Here is a 17,925-nt window from a genome sequence, read left to right on the forward strand (position 1 = left end):
CTGGCCGGCCGCGACTCAAGTTCGGCCGGCCCCAGCAGGAAGCAGAGACGACAGGTGACAGAAGCGATCCTCCTGGTCGGCGGCAAGGGCACCCGGCTTCGTCCGCTCACGGTGCACACCCCCAAGCCGATGGTTCCGGCGGCGGGCGTCCCGTTCCTCACCCACCAGCTGGCGCGGGCCCGCGCGGCAGGCGTGGAGCACATCGTCCTGGCGACCTCCTACCTCGCCGAGGTCTTCGAGCCGTACTTCGGGGACGGCTCGGCGCTCGGCCTCCACATCGAGTACGTCACGGAGACCGAGCCCCTCGGCACGGGCGGCGCGATCCGCAACGTGGCATCGCACCTGAGCTCGGGACCCGACGAGCCGGTCCTGATCTTCAACGGCGACATCCTCACGGGCCTGGACATCCGCGCCCTGGTCACGACGCACGAGGAGTCGGGAGCGGACGTCTCCCTGCACCTCACGAAGGTCGACGACCCCCGCGCGTACGGCCTCGTGCCGACCGACGCGACGGGCAGGGTGCAGGCCTTCCTGGAGAAGCCGCAGACCCCCGAGGAGATCGTCACCGACCAGATCAACGCGGGCGCGTACGTGTTCCGCCGCTCGGTCATCGACACGATCCCGACAGGCCGCCCGGTCTCGGTCGAACGCGAGACGTTCCCCGACCTGCTGGCCTCCGGAGCCCACCTCCAGGGCATGGTCGACTCGACGTACTGGCTGGACCTGGGCACGCCCCAGGCCTTCGTACGCGGCTCGGCGGACCTGGTCCTCGGCCGCGCCCCGTCCCCCGCCATCCCCGGCCGCTGCGGCGACAGCCTGGTCCTGCCGACCGCCACGGTCGCCCCGGACGCGAAGCTCACCGGCGGCACGGTGGTCGGCGAGCACGCGGTCATCGGCGAGGGCGCACGGGTGGACGGCAGCACGGTCCTCGCGGGCGCGGTCATCGAACCGAACGCGGTCATCACGGACTCGCTGATCGGCGCGAGCGCGAGGGTGGGCGCACGCACGATCCTCGCGGGCGCGGTGATCGGCGACGGCGCGGACGTCGGCGCCGACAACGAACTGCGCGAGGGCGTACGGGTGTGGTGCGGGGCGGGACTGCCGGCGGGGGCGGTGAGGTTCTCGTCGGACCAGTAGATCTTTCTCGGGCTGGGCGACGAGGTTTCCAGCTCGGGCCGGGGATTGGTCCTTCAGCCCGTCCGGCGTTTGAGGACGAACTCGGCGAAGCCGGTGATCGACGGCACGCAAGGCGCCCGCGCAGCGGGTTTTCGGGAAGGGGCGGGGTTGGGGAAATAGAAGCCCTTACCCTCATACAGATGTCATCCCGTTTCGCCCCCCGCTCCACCCCCACCCGCACCACAGTGCGCGGCGGCGAAACGGCGATCCCCCAGGCTGCGAGCCAGGGCATACCCCGCCAGGCCACGGCAGGGCAGACCCGCACCTGGACCCCGCCCTACCCCCTGAACCTGGGCCTGACGATAGGCCCCCTCCGCAGAGGCCCCGCGGACCCCACGTTCCGTACGACGCCGGCCGGCGAGGCCTGGCGGGCAAGCCGAACCCCGGAGGGCCCCGGCACGCTCAGGGTGGCCCTACGCGGCGACACAGTGGAGGCCGAGGCGTGGGGCCAGGGCGCCACCTGGCTCCTGGACCAACTCCCGCACCTACTGGGCGAATCGGACACCCCGGAGGCCTTCACCCCCCGCCACCGCCTCCTCGCAGCGACAGCGCACCGCAGACCCGGCCTCCGCCTGATCCGCACGGGCCTGGTCCTGGAGTCCCTGATCCCGTCGATCCTGGAACAGAAGGTCACGACGGACGAGGCGTACCGCGCATGGCGCCTCCTGGTCCGCAAGTACGGCGAACCGGCCCCGGGCCCGGTCCCCGCCCAGCTCCGCATGCACGTCATGCCGGACCCGAGGACCTGGACCCTGATCCCGTCCTGGGAGTGGCACAAGGCAGGCGTGGACAACAAGCGCGCGTCGACGATCCTGAGGGCGGCACGCGTGGCAGCGCGCCTGGAGGAGGCGGCGGGGATGGAGCCCCTCAAGGCCCAGGCCCGCCTGGAACTGGTCCCGGGCATCGGCCCGTGGACGTCGGCGGAGACGATCCAGCGCAGCAACGGCGCCCCGGACGCGGTCACGGTGGGCGACCTCCACCTGCCGGGCATCGTCGGCTACGCGCTGGCCGGCGACCGCACGGCGGACGACGAGGAGATGCTGCGGCTCCTGGAGCCCTACGCGGGCCAACGCCACCGGGCGGCCCGCCTGATCCTCCTGAGCGGCCACACACCGTCGCGCAGAAAGCCGGGCATGCCAAAGTTCGACATAGCCAAGATCTAAGGGGCTGCGGGGAACGGCGAGGGGCCCCGTAAGGGGCGCGGGGAACTGCGCGACAAGCCCCCACAGGCCCGCAGTCGAAAACAGCCCGGCAGCCCCCCCGGCCCAACGCCAGGGCGAGCCAAGTCACAACACCCGGACGAAGTCCCCCGCATCCCGCCCAGCCCGAGCCGCAGGCTCGCCCGCCGCACGCCCCACAGCCACAGCCCCCATCGGATCCCAAGACCCCGGAAGCCCAAGCACGTCCCGTACGACATCCCGGCAGAACATCGTCGACGAGACCCACGCGGACCCAAGGCGCTCCCCGGCCAGCGCGACGAGGAAGTTCTGCACCCCGGCCCCGGCCGCGACCACGAACATCTCCCGCTCGGCCGCGTCCCGCCGAGCATCCCCGTACGTATGGGAGCCGTCCATCACCAGACAAGGCACCACCAAGTAGGGCGCCCTGCGCAGCACATCCCCCCGACGCACCCGCTTGGCGATGGACTCCGAAGACTTACCGTCCCGCTCGAGGTCCGCGACCCACGCGTCCCGCATCGCGTCGAGCAGCCGCACCCGCGAGGCCTCGGACTCAAGGAGGACGAACCGCCACGGCGTCGTGTGATGCGGCGCGGGCGCGGTCACCGCGGCCGCCACGGCCCGCCGCACCGCCCCGGGGTCCACTGGTTCGTCCGTGAACTCGCGCACGGTCCGCCGCTGCGTCACCGCTTCCCGCACGGCCTCGGACGTCCCGAGCCGGAACATGTCGTCACGGGAGTCGCGCACCATGACCCGGGCCCCTTCACCCGGCTCACCGCTCTCCCCGACGACGTGCGAAAGCCCGCGGACCACCGCGACCGGCAGCCCCCCGGCCTTCCCCTTGACCAGATCGCCCGCGGCGGCCAGCTCGTCCGCGGTGGCGACGACCGTCGCGCTCAGCGGATTGCCGTACGCGTCGACGCCGCCCCGCAGATCGTCGAGGACCCGCACGCCCGCCGCCCCGATGGCGACGTCCGTCAGGCCGTTGCGCCAGGGCCGCCCGAAGGTGTCCGTGATCACGACGCCGACGTCCACGCCCAGCGCGTCCCGCAGCCCGTCCCGGATCGCACGCGCCGAGGCGTCGGCGTCCTCGGGCAGCAACAGCACGGTCCCGGCAGGTGTGTTGGACGCGTCGACACCGGCGGCGGCCATCACCAGGCCCTGCCGGTTCTCGACGATGCGGAGGGTCCCGCGCCGCGCCACGACCCGCACGGTCTCCGCGTCGATGGCCGCCTCGCGGTCGCTCGCCTCGACGATCCGCCCCTCGGCCTTGCTGACGATCTTCGAAGTGACGAGCAGTACGTCACCGTCGGCGAGCCCCGGCTCCGCCGCCGCGATCAGCTTGGCGAGGTCGTCGCCGTGGCGCACCTCGGGCAGTCCGGGCACGGCCCAGACACGGAACGACGGTGAAGGACCTCCCCCGGAAGAGCTCACGCCCGCACCTCCTCCGCGAGGGCGAGCGCCGCGCGCGCCATCTCGGCGGTCGCGTCGATGTCGCTCATCATCAGCGGAATCGCCCGGCACTGGATGCCCGCCGACTCGACCCGCTCCACGACCCCGGCGTCCACGGTGTCGACGAGCCATCCGTCGAGCAGTCCGCTTCCGTAGTGCTCGGCGACCGCGGCGGCCGTCGACTCCACGCCCACCGCGGCGAGCACCTTGTCGGCCATGCCCCGCACGGGCGCGTCCCCGACGATGGGGGAGAGCCCGACGACGGGCACACCCGCGTCGGCGATGGCCTCGCGGATCCCCGGCACGGCGAGGATCGTCCCGACGCTCACCACGGGGTTGGACGGCGGGAAGATCACGATGTCCGCATCGGCGATCGCCTCAAGGACGCCGGGCGCGGGCTTGGCCTGGTCCGCGCCGACCGGCACGACGGCGTGCGCGTCCACGGAAGCCCGCAGCCGCACCCAGTACTCCTGGAAGTGCACGGCCTTCTGCTCGCCGTCGACCGTGACGGCGACATGCGTCTCGACGCGGTCGTCCGACATCGGGATGAGCCGCACGCCCGGCTGCCAGCGCTCGCACAGCGCTTCCGTCACCGCGCTGAGCGGGAATCCGGCGGCCAGCATCTGCGTCCGCACGATGTGCGTGGCGAAGTCCCGGTCGCCGAGCCCGAACCACTCGGGCCCGACTCCGTACGCCGCGAGTTCTTCCTTGACCTTGAACGTCTCGTCCGTACGTCCCCAGCCCTGCTCTTCGTTGATGCCGCCACCGAGTGTGTACATCACGGTGTCGAGGTCGGGGCAGACCTTGAGCCCGAACAGGTGGATGTCGTCACCGGTGTTGCCGATGACCGTGATGTCCGCGTCAGGCGCGGCTTTCTTGAGCCCGCGGAGGAAACGGGCGCCGCCGATACCGCCGGCCAGGACCACAATGCGCATGGGGCCAAGCATGTCAGGCAGGTACGACAACGCGTCAGGCGGTTACGACATCTCCGGCCGCCGGAGCGGCGGCCCGCACGCCGCACTGCGCCGCGTGCATCGGCATGTCGGTCAGGCCGGGGTAGTAGATGTGCAGGCTGACGGCCGGTTCCAGGGAGTCGTTGACGACGTCGTGGACGTACCCGGGCGCGAACACGCGTTGGCTCCCGGCGCCGAGCGCACGCTGTCCGCGCTCCGTACGCTCCGTCAGTTCGCCCTCCAGGACGGTGAGTACGCCGGAGGAGAGGCCGTGGTCGTGCGTTCCGCTGCCCTGTCCGGGGACCCAGGAGAGCAGCCACACCTCGTACCCCGGCCCGGTGCGCAGGCGGTGGTACCACCGGCTCGTCGCGTCGTACTCGACGAGGTGGGCCCACTGGGCGCGGTCGGCCGCGATGGTGCGGGCCAGGCCGACGAACTCGGCCACGGTGGCCGGGTGCTCGCGTGCGGGCTGGAGGAGGTGGGTGACTTCGAGGATGTCGCCGGCGATCTGGAGGTCGCTGTCGCTGTTCATGGTGCGGTGGTTCCTCAACGTGAGTGCTGGGGTGTCGCGAGGGAGGGTGAAGCGGCTCGGGCGATGAAGCGCCGGAGCGGGCTCAACAGCTGGAAGCGGTATGGCTCAACAGCTGGAGCAGGAACAGCGACAGCGCGCGTGGACAGCACCGAGGAGCCCGCTGGTGCGGGTCGTCGAGAGTGCCAAGTTTGCGAGCATGCCCACTAGAACAGCGGCTCACACCTTCCCTGTCAACTCTATGTCCGCTATGCGAGATATGTTTCACCTCATCCGGTTGTTCTCCGCGGTGAAAGGTTTGTGCACTGAGCGCACCGGACACATGGCGCATCAACCGGCGCGTAAACCCCGGCGTGCTCCCGTGACCCGAATGTGATCCCCTTCGCTTCGGTGGACCGGTCGCAACGGGATCGATCTCCGTGGCGTCCTTCCCTGGTGAGGGTGGCCGCGGGGCGCCTCGGGATGGGTCACTGGCAAGTGTCAGGGTTTATGCCGATTTGAACACTTTCCGCATTACCTTGGTTCCGCAGGGTGAATAAGGGACCCAATAGCAGATCTCGGCTTGACTGGCCCGGATCGGCACACTTGTAATTTCACTCGTGTCGTTCAGCCGAAATCGGTAACGGCAAGCACGACGGGGACGCACAGACAGACGAGGGGCGCACATGACCGAGCTGGTTCAGGAACTGCTGGTCGAGGACGCGGACGAGGAACTCGGCTGGCAGGAGCGCGCGCTGTGCGCCCAGACCGACCCCGAGTCCTTCTTCCCCGAGAAGGGCGGCTCCACGCGAGAGGCCAAGAAGGTCTGCCTCGCCTGTGAGGTTCGCTCGGAATGCCTTGAGTACGCACTGGCGAACGACGAGCGGTTCGGTATCTGGGGCGGCCTTTCGGAGCGGGAACGCCGCCGACTGAAGAAGGCCGCCGTCTGAACACCAGCTGGTTCGCCCGACCAAACGCCACACACCCCTACGTAAGGAACAGCCCGTCGCCCGTGGGTTATCCACAGGCGGCGGGCTGTTGTGATGCCAGCCGTTAGTGTGGGGCCCCGTCCGAGACGCCCCGGCGCCCCCATGAAGCGCAGGCGTCCACCGCAGTCCATCGAACCGGGGCCCGTACCTCGATGTCCGTGCACAGCCATTCGGCAGCCAGTCACCACGACGCCGCTGCCGCCCCTGAGTTCCCGCGGCACGTCGTCACCGCCGTGATCGTCTCCCACGACGGCGCCCGCTGGCTGCCCGACGCCCTCGCCGGCCTGCTCGGCCAGGAGCGCCCGGTGCAGAACGCCGTGGCCGCGGACACCGGCAGCGCGGACGACTCCGCCCGCCTGGTCACCGAGGCACTCGGCCCCGACCGCGTCCTGCACCTGGCCCGGCGCTCCGGCTTCGGCACCGCCGTCGACGAGGCGAACCGCACCGCCGGCGTGCTGACCCCGGAAGAGCTGCCGTATCTGAAGCGCCCCAGCGGCTGGGACCCGGTCAGCAGGTCCTGGCGCGACGACGCCTACGACCTCCCCGAACTGCCCCACGGCGAGCCCGAACAGTGGCTGTGGCTGCTGCACGACGACTGCGCGCCCGAGCCCGGCGCCCTCGCCGAACTGCTCCGCGTCGTGGAGAACGAACGCGAGGTCGGCAAGGACGTCGCCATCGTCGGCCCCAAGCTGCGCGGCTGGTACGACCGCCGCCAGCTCCTGGAGGTCGGCGTCTCCATCGCCAACAGCGGCCGCCGCTGGACCGGCATCGACCGGCGCGAACAGGACCAGGGCCAGTACGACCACGTGCGGCCCGTCCTCTCGGTCTCCACCGCGGGCATGCTGATCCGGCGTGACGTCTTCGACGAACTCGGCGGGTTCGACCGGCGCCTTCCGCTCATGCGGGACGACGTCGACCTGTGCTGGCGCGCCCAGAACGCGGGCCACCGCGTCCTCATCGCCCCCGAAGCCGTCGTGCGGCACGCCGAGGCCTCCTCGCGCGAGCGCCGCACCGTCGACTGCGTCGGGCGTACGTCGACGTCGCCGCACCGCGTGGACAAGGCGGGCGCCGCCTACACCCTGCTCGTCAACGCCCGTACGGCCGTGCTGCCCTGGGTGCTCTTCCGGCTCGTCCTCGGCACCCTGCTGCGCACTGTCGCGTATCTGGTCGGCAAGGTCCCGGGCCAGGCGGTCGACGAGGTCGCCGGTCTCCTTGGCACGCTGCTGCGGCCCGGACGGATCGTCAGCGCCCGCAAGCAGCGCGGCAAATCGGCGCTCGAAGCCGCCGAGATGCGGCCGCTCTTCCCGCCGCCGGGCGCCACCGTGCGCGCCACCGTCGAACAGGTCGCTGGCAGTGTCGTCGGCCGTTCCGACCCCGATGCCGTCACCGGAGCGGGGCGGCACGGAGCCGTCGAGTCCGGCCCCGGCGGGGACGACGCGGACTTCCTCCAGGTCGAGCAGTTCGCACGGCTGAAGCGCCTGGCCCGCAAGCCGGGACCGATGCTCTTCGTGGTGCTGCTGTTCGCCGCCCTCATCGCCTGCCGCGAACTCCTCGGCAGCGGTGCGCTCGCGGGCGGTGCCCTGCTTCCCGCTCCCGGCGACTCCTCGGCTCTCTGGTCGCGGTATCTCGACGCCTGGCACCCGGTCGGGACCGGCGGCACGCAGTCGGCGCCGCCCTACCTCGCGCTCGTCGCGGGGCTCAGCACCCTGATGTTCGGCTCCACCGGGCTCGCGGTCACGGTGCTCCTGGTCGGCTCGGTTCCGCTGGCCGGATTCGCCGCCTACTTCGCCTCACGGCCACTGGTCGAGTCGCGCCTGCTGCGTGCCTGGGCCTCGGTCGCGTACGCCTTCCTGCCGGCCGCCACGGGCGCGCTCGCGGGCGGGCGCGTCGGCACCGCCGTCCTCGCGATCCTGCTGCCGCTCATGGCACGCGCGGGCATCGCGGCGAGCGGCCTCACCTCCCCTGAGGGCAGGCGCGGGAGCTGGCGCGCCTCGTGGGCGTTCGCCCTGCTCCTGACGATCACGACCGCCTTCACGCCGATCGTGTGGCCGATCGCCCTGGTGCTCGGCCTCGCGCTCCTCGTCGTACGCAGGGGCGACATCACGGCGTACGGCCTGCGCTTCCTCGCCGCGCTCGGCACCCCGCTCCTGATCCTCGCGCCCTGGTCGCTCTCGCTGCTGCCCTTCGGCTTCTTCGGTGAGGCGGGCCTTGAGTTCGGCACCGGATCGGCGACCGGGCTCGACCTGCTCGGGGGCAGCCCCGGCGGCCCCGGGACCGTGGACGGGCTGCTGCTCATCGGCATCGTGCTCGCCGCCCTGGCCGCGCTCCTGCGTACCGAGCGGCAGCGCGCCGTCCGCACCGCCTGGATCGTCGCGCTGGTCTCGCTGGTCTTCGCCGCGCTCTCGAACGGCTCGGCGTGGGCGGGCCCCGCGACCCTCGGGTACGGCCTCGCGCTCCTGGCCGCCGCCGCGCTCGGCGCCGACGGGGCACGCACGCGTGTCGCCGAGCAGAGCTTCGGCTGGCGCCAGCCGGTCGCCGTCCTCATCGCCTTCGCCGCGGCCGCCGGGCCGCTGCTCGTCGCCGCCGGATGGATGATCCGCGGCGCCGACGGCCCTCTGGAGCGGCGTGACCCGGTGCAGGTGCCCGCGTTCGTCGCCGAGGAGAGCGGCACGCAGGACCAGGCACGCACGCTCGTCCTGGACAGCGAGTCGGCCGCCCAGGTGTCGTACACGCTCGTCCGCGGATCGGGCGCCCGGCTCGGTGACGCCGAGCTCGCCGACGCGGGCGGCTCGAACAAGAACCTCGACAAGATCGTGGCTCGGCTCCTCGCGGGCTCCGGCGCCGACCAGGCCGACCAGCTCGGCGGCTTCGCCGTGCGCTACGTCCTCGTACGCGACGGCGCGCCCCGCCAGATGAGCCGCACCCTGGACTCCACCCCCGGCCTCACCCGGCTCAGCCAGGAGGACGGCAGCGCCCTGTGGCGCGTGGACCGGCAGGTCGCGCGCGCCGCGATCGTGCCCGAGTCCGGCGACCCCCTGCCGGTCGCCGCGGGCCCCGTGGAACTGCACACGAACATCCCGGCGGGCGACGAGGGCCGCACCCTGCGGCTCGCCGACGCCGCCGACGAGGGCTGGACGGCGACCCTGGACGGCCGCCCGCTGACCAGGACCACGCTGGACGGCTGGGCGCAGGGCTTCGACCTGCCCGCGTCGGGCGGCCGCCTGGACGTCACGCACGAGACGCCCGCGGGCCACACGGGATGGCTGTGGGCCCAGGGCGCGCTCGCCGTGGTCCTGGTGGTCCTCGCCCTTCCCGGACGCCGCCGCCACGTGGACGACGACCTCCCCGACGAGCCCGTCATCCCGGCGCAGCCCGTCGAGGGCGAGGGCCGCAGGGCCCGCAGGCTGCGGGCCGCGCAGGCCGAGCAGGAGGCCGCGCAGGCAGGCGCCGGGCAGGACGACGCCGGTACTCCGCCTCCTCCTCCGGAGGAGGAAGGGGCCTACGCGGCGGTGCCCCAGCAGCAGTCGCAGTCGTACGGCGAGTGGGAAGCCCCCGCCCACCAGGGCGCCGACTACGGCACCTATCAGGGCGAGCAGCAGTACCAGGACGCGCAGTACGGGGCGGGCTCCTACGACCAGACCGCGTATCAGGACCCCTACCAGGGCGGCCAGTACGACCCGTACGCCTACGGAGGCGCACAGGGCGGCGGCGAGCAGTACGGGCAGTCGTACGACGCCGCGTACGGGCAGCAGCCCCCGATGCCGCCCCAGCCCCCGCAGCCGCCGCACAGCCCCGACAGTGAGCGCCCCGACGGGAGCCAGCAGTGAACCGCACGACCCAGTCCCTGATCGCCGCCGCGGCCGCGCTCGCCGCCGTCACCGGGTTCGCCGTGGTCAACACGCCCGACGGCAGCGGCGACGACGGCGCGAAGGCGGCCGCGCGGCTGCCCGTCGAGCGCACCAGCCTGCTCTGCCCGGTGCCCAGCGCGTCCGACCTCGCCGAGACCTCGTACACGGCGTTCACGCCCAAGGGTGAGGCCTCCGGCGCGACGGGCAAGGCGGAACTGCTGCCCGCCACCAGGGCGTTGAAGGTCACACCGGAGGACGCCCCCAGGGAAAAGAAGAAGGACGACAAGCCCTTCCTGACCTCGAAGGCACCGGGCAAGCCCGTCACCGGTGAGGAGTCCGGAGGGGAGTCACCCGCGCTCCTCGGCACCGCCGACGGCAAGCTGGCCCCCGGGTGGACCGTCCAGCAGACCACCAAGTACGCGGTGGGCAGCGGCCGCGGCCTCCAGGGCGCCAACTGCACCGCGCCCGACACGGACTTCTGGTTCCCGGGCGCGAGCACCGCCAAGGACCGCAGCGACTACGTCCACCTGACCAACCCGGACGACTCGGCGGCCGTCGTCGACGTCGAGCTGTACGGCAAGGACGGCGCCATCAAGACCGAGGTGGGGGAGGCGATCCAGGTCCAGCCGCACTCCAGCGTCCCGGTCCTGCTGTCCACGCTCTCGCCCAAGGAACAGACCAACCTCACGATGCACGTGACCGCGCGCAGCGGCCGGGTCGCCGCCGCCGTGCAGTCGTCGGACGACAAGCTCGGCGGCGACTGGCTGCCCGCGTCGGCCGACCCCGCGAGCCGCGTGGTCCTGCCCGGCATCCCCAAGGACGCCACGTCCGTACGCCTGGTCGCCTTCGCGCCCGGCTCCGACGACGCCGACATGAAGGTCCAACTGGCCGCGCCCAGCGGCTCGATCAGCCCGGCCGGACACGCGAACCTGCACGTCAAGTCCGGCATGACGACCGCCGTCGACCTCGGCGACGTCACCAAGGGCGAGGCGGGCTCGCTGATCCTGACGCCGACCGAGGACGCGGCACCCGTGGTGGCGGCCCTGCGCGTCACCCGGGGCAAGGGCGCCGACCAGGAGACGGCGTTCATCCCCGCCACGAACACGATCGGCACGCGCGCGACGGTGGCCGACAACCGGGCCAAGGGTTCCACGCTGTCACTCGTGGCCCCCGGCAAGACCGGGAAGGTGAAGGTCACGGCGTCGGAGGGCAGCGAGGGCGGCTCGTCGACGAGCAAGACGTACACGGTCAAGGGCGGCACGACCCTGGGGGTCAAGGCCCCCGTCCCGACCGGCCTCAAGGGCACGTACGCGCTCACGGTGGAACCGGTGTCGGGGGGCGAGGTCCATGCCTCGCGCATGCTGGAGGACCCGGAGGACGGCGTACCGATGTTCACGATCCAGACCCTGCCGGACGACAGGGGCACGGTGTCGGTGCCGGAGGCGGAACAGGATCTGAAGGTGCTGCAGAAGTAGGAAGCAGAAGTAGGAAGCAGGCGTCAGAGGCCCGCGGGCCGGGGCGGGGGAGCCCTCAGGAGTCTTCTCCGTACCGCGGATCCACCGACTCGGGCGAGAGTCCGAGGAGCTCGGCGACCTGCTCGACCACCACTTCGTGGACGAGCGCGGCCCGCTCGTCCCGCCCCTTGGTCCGGATCTCCACCGGACGCCGGTAGATGACCACCCGGGCGGGACGGTCGTCGGAAGCCTCGATCGTGCCCCCCAACGGCACGACGTCATCGCTCCAGTCGTCCTCGCCTGCGCCCCCGCCCGGCCCCAGCGCGGGTACCTCCAGGACCAGGAACTCGATCTCGCTCAGCTGCGGCCACCGCCGCTCGAGGCGCTCCACGGAGTCCTGCACCAGGTCGGTGAAGACCTCGGCGCGGCTGGCGGACAGCGGCACCTGGGGAGGCGCCACGGGGCCGCGCATGCCCCTGCCGTGGCGGTCGCGGCGGCGGGGCCTCGGGTCTGCGGTGCGGGGCTGTACGGGGTCGTCCATCACTGACGAAGAGTAGTCCTCGAGATCGCCGTTTCCGCACAGCTTCCGCCGGGCTTCCGTACTGCTTCCGTACGGCTTCCGTCCGGCGCGCGGCATGTCACCCGATGACCATTCCGGCCAGGGTTGGGCCCGATTCCGTATCTCTCCAGGACCGTCGATCTCGCGATGAATGACGGGATTTGCGCCAAGTGGTGACCGGATTCAACACCACTGGTCACCCAGGCCCCTTGTGTCACCGCAGGTCAGCGAGGCGCCGTGGGAGCGTGCCGTGGCGGGGATCACAGGGCGACACGGTGGGGTGACCTCGCGGAGAGTCGTCGCGGCCCGCTCAAGAGTGCGGTACCGTCCAACATCGTGAGCCCTGTACGTCGCTGTTCGCGCACCGCTTGCGGCCGTCCCGCCGTCGCGACGCTGACGTACGTCTACGCCGACTCGACCGCGGTCCTCGGCCCCCTCGCCACCTACGCCGAACCCCACTGTTACGACCTGTGCGCCGAGCACTCCGAGCGCCTCACCGCGCCCCGCGGCTGGGAGGTCGTCCGCCTCGCCGACGCCTCCGGTCCCGCCCGCCCCAGCGGTGACGACCTCGAAGCGCTCGCCAACGCGGTGCGTGAGGCGGCCCGCCCGCAGGAGCGCGCGGCGGAGGCCGGTGGTGGCGCCCGCAGGGCGGACCCGATGGAGGTCGCGCGCCGCGGCCATCTTCGGGTGCTGCGCTCACCGGATTCCTGAACCGCCGCTCGCGGATTCCTTGAACCGTCCCTCCCTGGATTTCTGAACCGTCCCTCTCCGGAGACCCCTGTCGTTCATCGCTGAACAAGTTCTCCCGCACGCCCCATTGACGTGCGCATGTCGGCGACATGACCATTCCCCCACCCGTGAGAGATCACGTTCCGCATCGCGGAATACGCAAACGGAACCGGGGAGTCGCCCGTGTACGTGCAGCAGCTGGAGCCCGTGGCCGATTCGCTCGGCCTGTCCGCCCTCATCGCGACCCTGCCCCTCCTCACCGTCCTCGTCCTGCTCGGCGCCGTCCGTATGAAGGCACACCACGCGGGCCTCATCGGCCTCGCAGTCGCCGTCCTGGTCGCCTGGATCGCGTACGGGATGCCGCTCGGCCAGACAGCGTCCGGCGCGGCGCAAGGCGCCCTCTTCGGGCTCTTCCCCATCCTGTGGATCGTCGTCAACGCCCTGTGGGTGTACCGGATGACGGTCCGCACCCGGCACTTCGACATCCTGCGCCGCTCCTTCGGAAGGCTCTCGGACGACCCGCGCATCCAGGCACTCGTCGTGGCCTTCTGCTTCGGCGCGCTCCTCGAGGCGCTCGCCGGCTTCGGGGCGCCCGTCGCGATCTCCGCGGTGATGCTGGTGGCGCTCGGCTTCGACCCCGTCAAAGCCGCGATCGTCGCCCTCGTCGCCAACACCGCGCCCGTCGCCTTCGGCGCCATGGGCACCCCCGTGGTGACGCTCGCTCAGGTCACCGGGCTTCCGCTCGACACCGTCGCCACGGTCGTCGGCCGCCAGACGCCGCTGCTCGCCCTGGTGGTGCCGCTGCTCCTGGTCTTCCTGGTGGACGGGCGGCGCGGACTGCGCGAGACCTGGGTGCCCGCTTTGGTGTGCGGATTCGCCTTCGCCGCCGCGCAGTTCGCCGCGTCCAACTACGTCTCCGCCCAGCTCGCCGACATCGGGGCGGCGCTGGCCGGCGCGGGCGCTCTGATGGCGGTGCCCAGCGCGCGCAAACCCGCCGCCGAGCCCGTACGCGTCGCCGTCCTCACCGGCGTACGCAGTGAAGACCTGGACCAGGACGACCCACGCCCCGAGATCCTGCGCGCCTACGCCCCGTACGCCCTGATCGTCGCCATTTTCTCGGTCGCCCAAATCCCGCCGGTCAAGGACCTGTTGGCCAAGGCGACGCAGACCTTCGACTGGCCCTTCCTGAACGTCGCCGCTCCCGACGGCGAGCCGGTGGGCGGCAACCTCTTCTCGCTGCCGCTCGTGGCGACGGGCGGAACGCTCGTGCTGCTCGCCGGGGTCGGAACGGCCGCCGTCATCGGGGTGCACGCGCGCGTGGCGGTCAAGGAATGGCTGGCGACCGTGCACGAACTGCGGTTCGCGATCCTCACCGTGACCTCTGTGCTCGCCCTCGCGTACGTGATGAACCTGTCCGGACAGGCCGCCACCATCGGCCACTTCGTGGCGGCGGCGGGCGCGGGGCTCGCCTTCCTGTCGCCGGTGCTCGGCTGGTTCGGCGTCGCGGTCTCCGGCTCGGACACCTCGGCCAACGCCCTCTTCGGCGCACTCCAGGTGACGGCGGCTCAGCAGTCCGGGCTCTCGCCCGAACTGCTCGCGGCCGCCAACAGTTCGGGCGGCGTGCTCGGCAAGATGATCTCCCCGCAGAATCTGACGATCGCGTGCGCGGCGGTCGGACTCGCGGGCAAGGAAGGGGATCTGCTGCGCAAGGTGCTGCCCTGGAGCCTCGGCCTGCTGCTGGTGATGTGCCTGATCGTGGTGGGGCAGAGCACGGTGGTGCTGGGCTGGATGCTGCCGTGACCAGAGCCTCAGGTGCCTTCTCGAGGCTCACAGCTGGTTGTCACTCGTTGCGGGTAGTTTGGGGTGACCGACGAGCACTCGCCGAGTGTTCTTGAAAACCGCTGAACTCGCAGAACCTGTAGAGAGGGTTGGCCGTGACTGCTGATCTGTCCCAGATCGTGAAGGCGTACGACGTGCGCGGGGTGGTCCCGGACCAGTGGGACGAGACGCTGGCGGAGCTGTTCGGCGCGGCCTTCGCGAAGGTGACGGGCGCGGAGGCGATCGTGACCGGGCACGACATGCGGCCGTCGTCGCCCGGCCTCTCCCGGGCCTTCGCGCGCGGGGCTGCGGCGCTCGGCGTCGACGTCACGGAGATCGGCCTCTGCTCGACGGACCAGCTCTACTACGCGTCGGGTGCGCTGAACCTGCCGGGCGCGATGTTCACGGCCTCGCACAACCCCGCGCAGTACAACGGCATCAAGATGTGCCGCGCGGGCGCCGCCCCGGTCGGTCAGGACACCGGCCTCGCCGAGATCCGCGCGCTCGTGGAGGGCTGGTCGCAGGCCGGCGCTCCGGAGCCGGCGGCCACGCCCGGCACGCTCACCGAGCGGGACACCCTCAAGGACTACGCGGCGCACCTGCGCAGTCTGGTGGACCTGACCTCCATCCGCCCCCTGAAGGTCGTCGTCGACGCGGGCAACGGCATGGGCGGGCACACCGTCCCCACCGTCTTCGACGGCCTGCCGCTCACGCTCGTACCGATGTACTTCGACCTGGACGGCACGTTCCCGAACCACGAGGCCAACCCCCTCGACCCGAAGAACATCGTGGACCTCCAGAAGCGGGTGCGCGAGGAGGGCGCCGACCTCGGCATCGCCTTCGACGGCGACGCGGACCGCTGCTTCGTCGTCGACCAGAACGGCGACCCGGTCTCCCCGTCGGCGGTCACCGCCCTGGTCGCGTCGCGCGAGCTCGCGCGCAACGGCGGCAAGGGCACGGTCATCCACAACCTCATCACCTCCTGGTCGGTCCCCGAGGTCGTCCGGGAGAACGGCGGCACGCCGGTCCGCACCCGCGTGGGCCACTCCTTCATCAAGGAGGAGATGGCCAAGACGGGCGCGATCTTCGGCGGCGAGCACTCGGCGCACTACTACTTCCGCGACTTCTGGAACGCGGACACGGGCATGCTGGCCGCGCTCCACGTCCTCGCGGCGCTCGGCGGCCAGGACGGCCCGCTGTCGGCGCTCGTCGCGCAGTACGACCGCTATGCGGGCTCCGGCGAGATCAACTCCACGGTCGACGACCAGACGGCCCGCCTCGCCGCGATCAAGACGACGTACGCCGCCCAGGAGGGCGTCACCCTCGACGAACTGGACGGCCTCACGGTGACGTCCACGGACTGGTGGTTCAACGTCCGAGCCTCCAACACGGAACCGCTCCTGCGCCTGAACGTGGAAGCAAGGGACGAGGCCACAATGAAGAGGACGAGGGACGAGGCCCTGAAAATCATCAGGGACTGATCCAAGACTGCGGAGAGGAGCGACGGCCGCGCGTTTGTGGGCAGGCGTTCCGCAGGGCGGAACGGGTGGGCACAAACGCCCACCGGGCCGCAGATAAGCAACGGCCGGCACCCCACCCGGGGGATCTGGGGCGCAGCCCCGGTCCATCCACCCTCCGGGTGGGGGCGAAGCCCCGGCCGTACATCCGCCCAAGGCCCAGGGGCCAGCGGTAGGCTGACCAGGCCACATCCCGCACCCACCCGCTCGAAGGGACCCACCCCATGCCGCTCGAAACCGGCCTCCTGGAGATCCTGGCCTGCCCGGCCTGCCACGCCCCCCTCAAGGAGGCGGACACGGAGCTGGTCTGCACGGCGGACGCGAAGGACTGCGGCCTCGCCTACCCCGTCCGCGACGGCATCCCCGTACTCCTCGTCGACGAGGCCCGCCGCCCCGCGTAAGGCCACCGCAAGGCCCCTGCCAAGGGCTCGCAAAGCCAGGCGTAACGGCGAAACGACAAGAAGTGTGACCGGCGGCGCCCCGCCCCGCCGCCCGGCGAATCGGAGGCCCGACCCCAATGCTGGACGAATCGCTCCTTGACGCCCCCGAGGCCCTCGCCGTGGCCGACCGCCGCGGCCTCCTCCGCGGCGCCGCAGAGGCAGGCGCCCGCGTCCGCACAGCGGTGCGGCACGCCACGGAGGCGGGCCTCACGCAGCTCAAGCCGGACGGCCGCCCCCGGGCCATCCTGATCGCGGGCCCCGGCACGGCCGCCACCTGCGTGGCGGATCTGCTCGGCACCCTCGCGGGGGCAGGCTGCCCCGTGATCCGCCTCGCCCCCACCGGCGTAGCCCCCGCGGCAGGCGCCCTGCGCTGGGCGCTCCCCGGCTGGGCGGGCCCCCTGGACCTGCTGCTCATCGCCACCCCGGACGGCACGGAACCGGGCCTCGAACTCCTCGCGGAGCAGGCCTACCGCCGTGGCTGCACGGTCGTGGCCGTCGCCCCCGCCCGCTCCCCGCTGGCCGAGGGCGTGGAGGGCTCGCACGGCCTCACGGTCGCGATGGCCACATCCCCGTACGGGGAGTACGAAGCCCCGCACGACGGAGAGCGCGCCTCCGAGTCGTACGAGGCGCGCCGCCTGGACGACGAGGCCGCCGCCTCCGCCCCCGCCACCCTCTGGGCCCTGCTCACCCCGCTCCTCATCCTCCTGGACCGCACCGGCCTGATCACCGCGCCGGCCGAGACCCTGGAGAAGATCGCCGACCGCCTCGACAACATCGCGGAACGCTGCGGCCCCGTCATCGCGACGTACAGCAACCCCGCCAAGACGCTCGCCGCCGAACTCGCCGAGGCCCTCCCGGTGATCTGGACCGAGGGCCGGTTCGCGGGCCCCGTGGGCCGCCGATTCGCCGCCACCCTCGCCGAGCTGGCAGGACACCCCGCGGTCGCGGGCGAGCTGCCCGAGTCGCTGCCCGCGCACGGCGCCCTGCTCGCGGGCAACCTCGCCCCGAGCGAGGACGGCGACGACTTCTTCCGCGACCGCGTCGATGAACCCCAGCAGCTGCGCGCCCGCGTCGTCCTGCTCCGCGACCGCCCGGTGGACGCCGGAGGCCTCAGCGCCGCGCCCGCGGCCCGCGAGCTCGCCCACGGCCACGACATCGCGATCAGCGAGCTCGAGCCTGAGGACGGCGACGACCTGGAGACCCTCGCGGAGCTGATCGCCATCACGGATTTCGCCTCCGTTTACCTGGCGCTCGCCCCGAGGGACCGATCATGACCACAGCCCGGTCATGACAGCAGACCCCGC

At 72.0% G+C, this 17,925-nt stretch carries 14 protein-coding genes; 10 read left to right on the forward strand and 4 right to left on the reverse strand.

Annotated elements, in window-relative coordinates; translation table 11 throughout:
• The first annotated feature begins 54 nt into the window (after positions 1-54).
• On the forward strand, positions 55-1,137 hold the full coding sequence (locus tag ACWGI2_RS30770) for a sugar phosphate nucleotidyltransferase (RefSeq protein ID WP_453698855.1): 1,083 nt from the start codon (positions 55-57) through the stop codon (positions 1,135-1,137).
• A 179-nt stretch (positions 1,138-1,316) separates the two neighbouring features.
• Positions 1,317-2,339, forward strand: coding sequence for a DNA-3-methyladenine glycosylase family protein (locus ACWGI2_RS30775; protein WP_453698857.1), 1,023 nt, complete (start codon positions 1,317-1,319; stop codon positions 2,337-2,339).
• A 123-nt stretch (positions 2,340-2,462) separates the two neighbouring features.
• Here the strand turns inward: ACWGI2_RS30775 and ACWGI2_RS30780 are convergent, their stop codons facing one another.
• From ACWGI2_RS30780 to ACWGI2_RS30790, 3 genes are read right to left on the reverse strand one after another with little or no spacing between them, the layout of a single operon-like run.
• Positions 2,463-3,788, reverse strand: a complete 1,326-nt coding sequence (locus ACWGI2_RS30780) for a coenzyme F420-0:L-glutamate ligase (RefSeq protein ID WP_453698858.1) — start codon at positions 3,786-3,788, stop codon at positions 2,463-2,465.
• Positions 3,785-4,741 carry a 2-phospho-L-lactate transferase gene (cofD, locus tag ACWGI2_RS30785; RefSeq protein WP_453400286.1) on the reverse strand — a complete coding sequence of 319 codons (957 nt, stop codon included), beginning with the start codon at positions 4,739-4,741 and terminating at the stop codon, positions 3,785-3,787. Before cofD ends, ACWGI2_RS30780 begins: the two co-directional genes overlap by 4 nt.
• A gap of 34 nt (positions 4,742-4,775) precedes the next feature.
• On the reverse strand, positions 4,776-5,291 hold the full coding sequence (locus tag ACWGI2_RS30790) for a cysteine dioxygenase (protein WP_453400287.1): 516 nt from the start codon (positions 5,289-5,291) through the stop codon (positions 4,776-4,778).
• Between the two features lie 662 nt (positions 5,292-5,953).
• On the opposite strand from ACWGI2_RS30790, the gene ACWGI2_RS30795 reads away from it, so the two are divergent.
• The 3 genes from ACWGI2_RS30795 to ACWGI2_RS30805 all read left to right on the forward strand — a co-directional run bounded on the left by ACWGI2_RS30795 (position 5,954) and on the right by ACWGI2_RS30805 (position 11,579).
• The gene (locus tag ACWGI2_RS30795) at positions 5,954-6,217 is read left to right on the forward strand and encodes a WhiB family transcriptional regulator (RefSeq protein ID WP_016642094.1); all 264 of its coding nucleotides are present in this window, start codon (positions 5,954-5,956) and stop codon (positions 6,215-6,217) included.
• A gap of 191 nt (positions 6,218-6,408) precedes the next feature.
• A complete protein-coding gene (locus tag ACWGI2_RS30800) occupies positions 6,409-10,083 on the forward strand; it encodes a glycosyltransferase (RefSeq protein ID WP_453698860.1) in 3,675 nt (1,224 codons plus the stop codon).
• Complete coding sequence (locus tag ACWGI2_RS30805) at positions 10,080-11,579, forward strand: DUF5719 family protein (protein WP_453698861.1); 1,500 nt, start codon at positions 10,080-10,082, stop codon at positions 11,577-11,579. Before ACWGI2_RS30800 ends, ACWGI2_RS30805 begins: the two co-directional genes overlap by 4 nt.
• Before the next feature lie 55 nt (positions 11,580-11,634).
• On the opposite strand, the gene ACWGI2_RS30810 is transcribed toward ACWGI2_RS30805, so the two are convergent.
• Positions 11,635-12,099: a metallopeptidase family protein gene (locus ACWGI2_RS30810; protein WP_453400290.1), complete on the reverse strand. Its 465-nt coding sequence runs from the start codon at positions 12,097-12,099 to the stop codon at positions 11,635-11,637.
• 354 nt (positions 12,100-12,453) lie between these two features.
• On the opposite strand from ACWGI2_RS30810, the gene ACWGI2_RS30815 reads away from it, so the two are divergent.
• The 5 genes from ACWGI2_RS30815 (at position 12,454) to ACWGI2_RS30835 (ending at position 17,895) form a co-directional block, all read left to right on the forward strand.
• Entirely contained in the window at positions 12,454-12,828 is a 375-nt protein-coding gene (locus tag ACWGI2_RS30815) for a DUF3499 domain-containing protein (protein ID WP_030793262.1), read from the forward strand.
• A 201-nt stretch (positions 12,829-13,029) separates the two neighbouring features.
• Positions 13,030-14,646, forward strand: a complete 1,617-nt coding sequence (locus ACWGI2_RS30820; RefSeq protein WP_160505392.1) for a lactate permease LctP family transporter — start codon at positions 13,030-13,032, stop codon at positions 14,644-14,646.
• Positions 14,647-14,780: 134 nt separating this feature from the next.
• Positions 14,781-16,145, forward strand: coding sequence for a phosphomannomutase/phosphoglucomutase (locus ACWGI2_RS30825; RefSeq protein WP_453698863.1), 1,365 nt, complete (start codon positions 14,781-14,783; stop codon positions 16,143-16,145).
• 260 nt (positions 16,146-16,405) lie between these two features.
• The gene (locus ACWGI2_RS30830) at positions 16,406-16,582 is read left to right on the forward strand and encodes a Trm112 family protein (RefSeq protein ID WP_453400292.1); all 177 of its coding nucleotides are present in this window, start codon (positions 16,406-16,408) and stop codon (positions 16,580-16,582) included.
• Positions 16,583-16,698: 116 nt separating this feature from the next.
• Positions 16,699-17,895 carry an SIS domain-containing protein gene (locus ACWGI2_RS30835; RefSeq protein WP_453400293.1) on the forward strand — a complete coding sequence of 399 codons (1,197 nt, stop codon included), beginning with the start codon at positions 16,699-16,701 and terminating at the stop codon, positions 17,893-17,895.
• Positions 17,896-17,925 lie beyond the last annotated feature (30 nt).

The organism is Streptomyces sp. NPDC054866 (assembly GCF_053610745.1).

Bases quoted from the DNA above. Each gene is read 5' to 3' on its own strand.
- ACWGI2_RS30790 (WP_453400287.1), bottom strand. From the start codon at position 5,291: ATGAACAGCGACAGCGACCTCCAGATCGCCGGCGACATCCTCGAAGTC.
- cofD (WP_453400286.1), bottom strand. From the start codon at position 4,741: ATGCGCATTGTGGTCCTGGCCGGCGGTATCGGCGGCGCCCGTTTCCTC.
- ACWGI2_RS30800 (WP_453698860.1), top strand. From the start codon at position 6,409: ATGTCCGTGCACAGCCATTCGGCAGCCAGTCACCACGACGCCGCTGCC.
- ACWGI2_RS30810 (WP_453400290.1), bottom strand. From the start codon at position 12,099: ATGGACGACCCCGTACAGCCCCGCACCGCAGACCCGAGGCCCCGCCGC.
- ACWGI2_RS30775 (WP_453698857.1), top strand. From the start codon at position 1,317: ATGTCATCCCGTTTCGCCCCCCGCTCCACCCCCACCCGCACCACAGTG.
- ACWGI2_RS30795 (WP_016642094.1), top strand. From the start codon at position 5,954: ATGACCGAGCTGGTTCAGGAACTGCTGGTCGAGGACGCGGACGAGGAA.
- ACWGI2_RS30835 (WP_453400293.1), top strand. From the start codon at position 16,699: ATGCTGGACGAATCGCTCCTTGACGCCCCCGAGGCCCTCGCCGTGGCC.
- ACWGI2_RS30830 (WP_453400292.1), top strand. From the start codon at position 16,406: ATGCCGCTCGAAACCGGCCTCCTGGAGATCCTGGCCTGCCCGGCCTGC.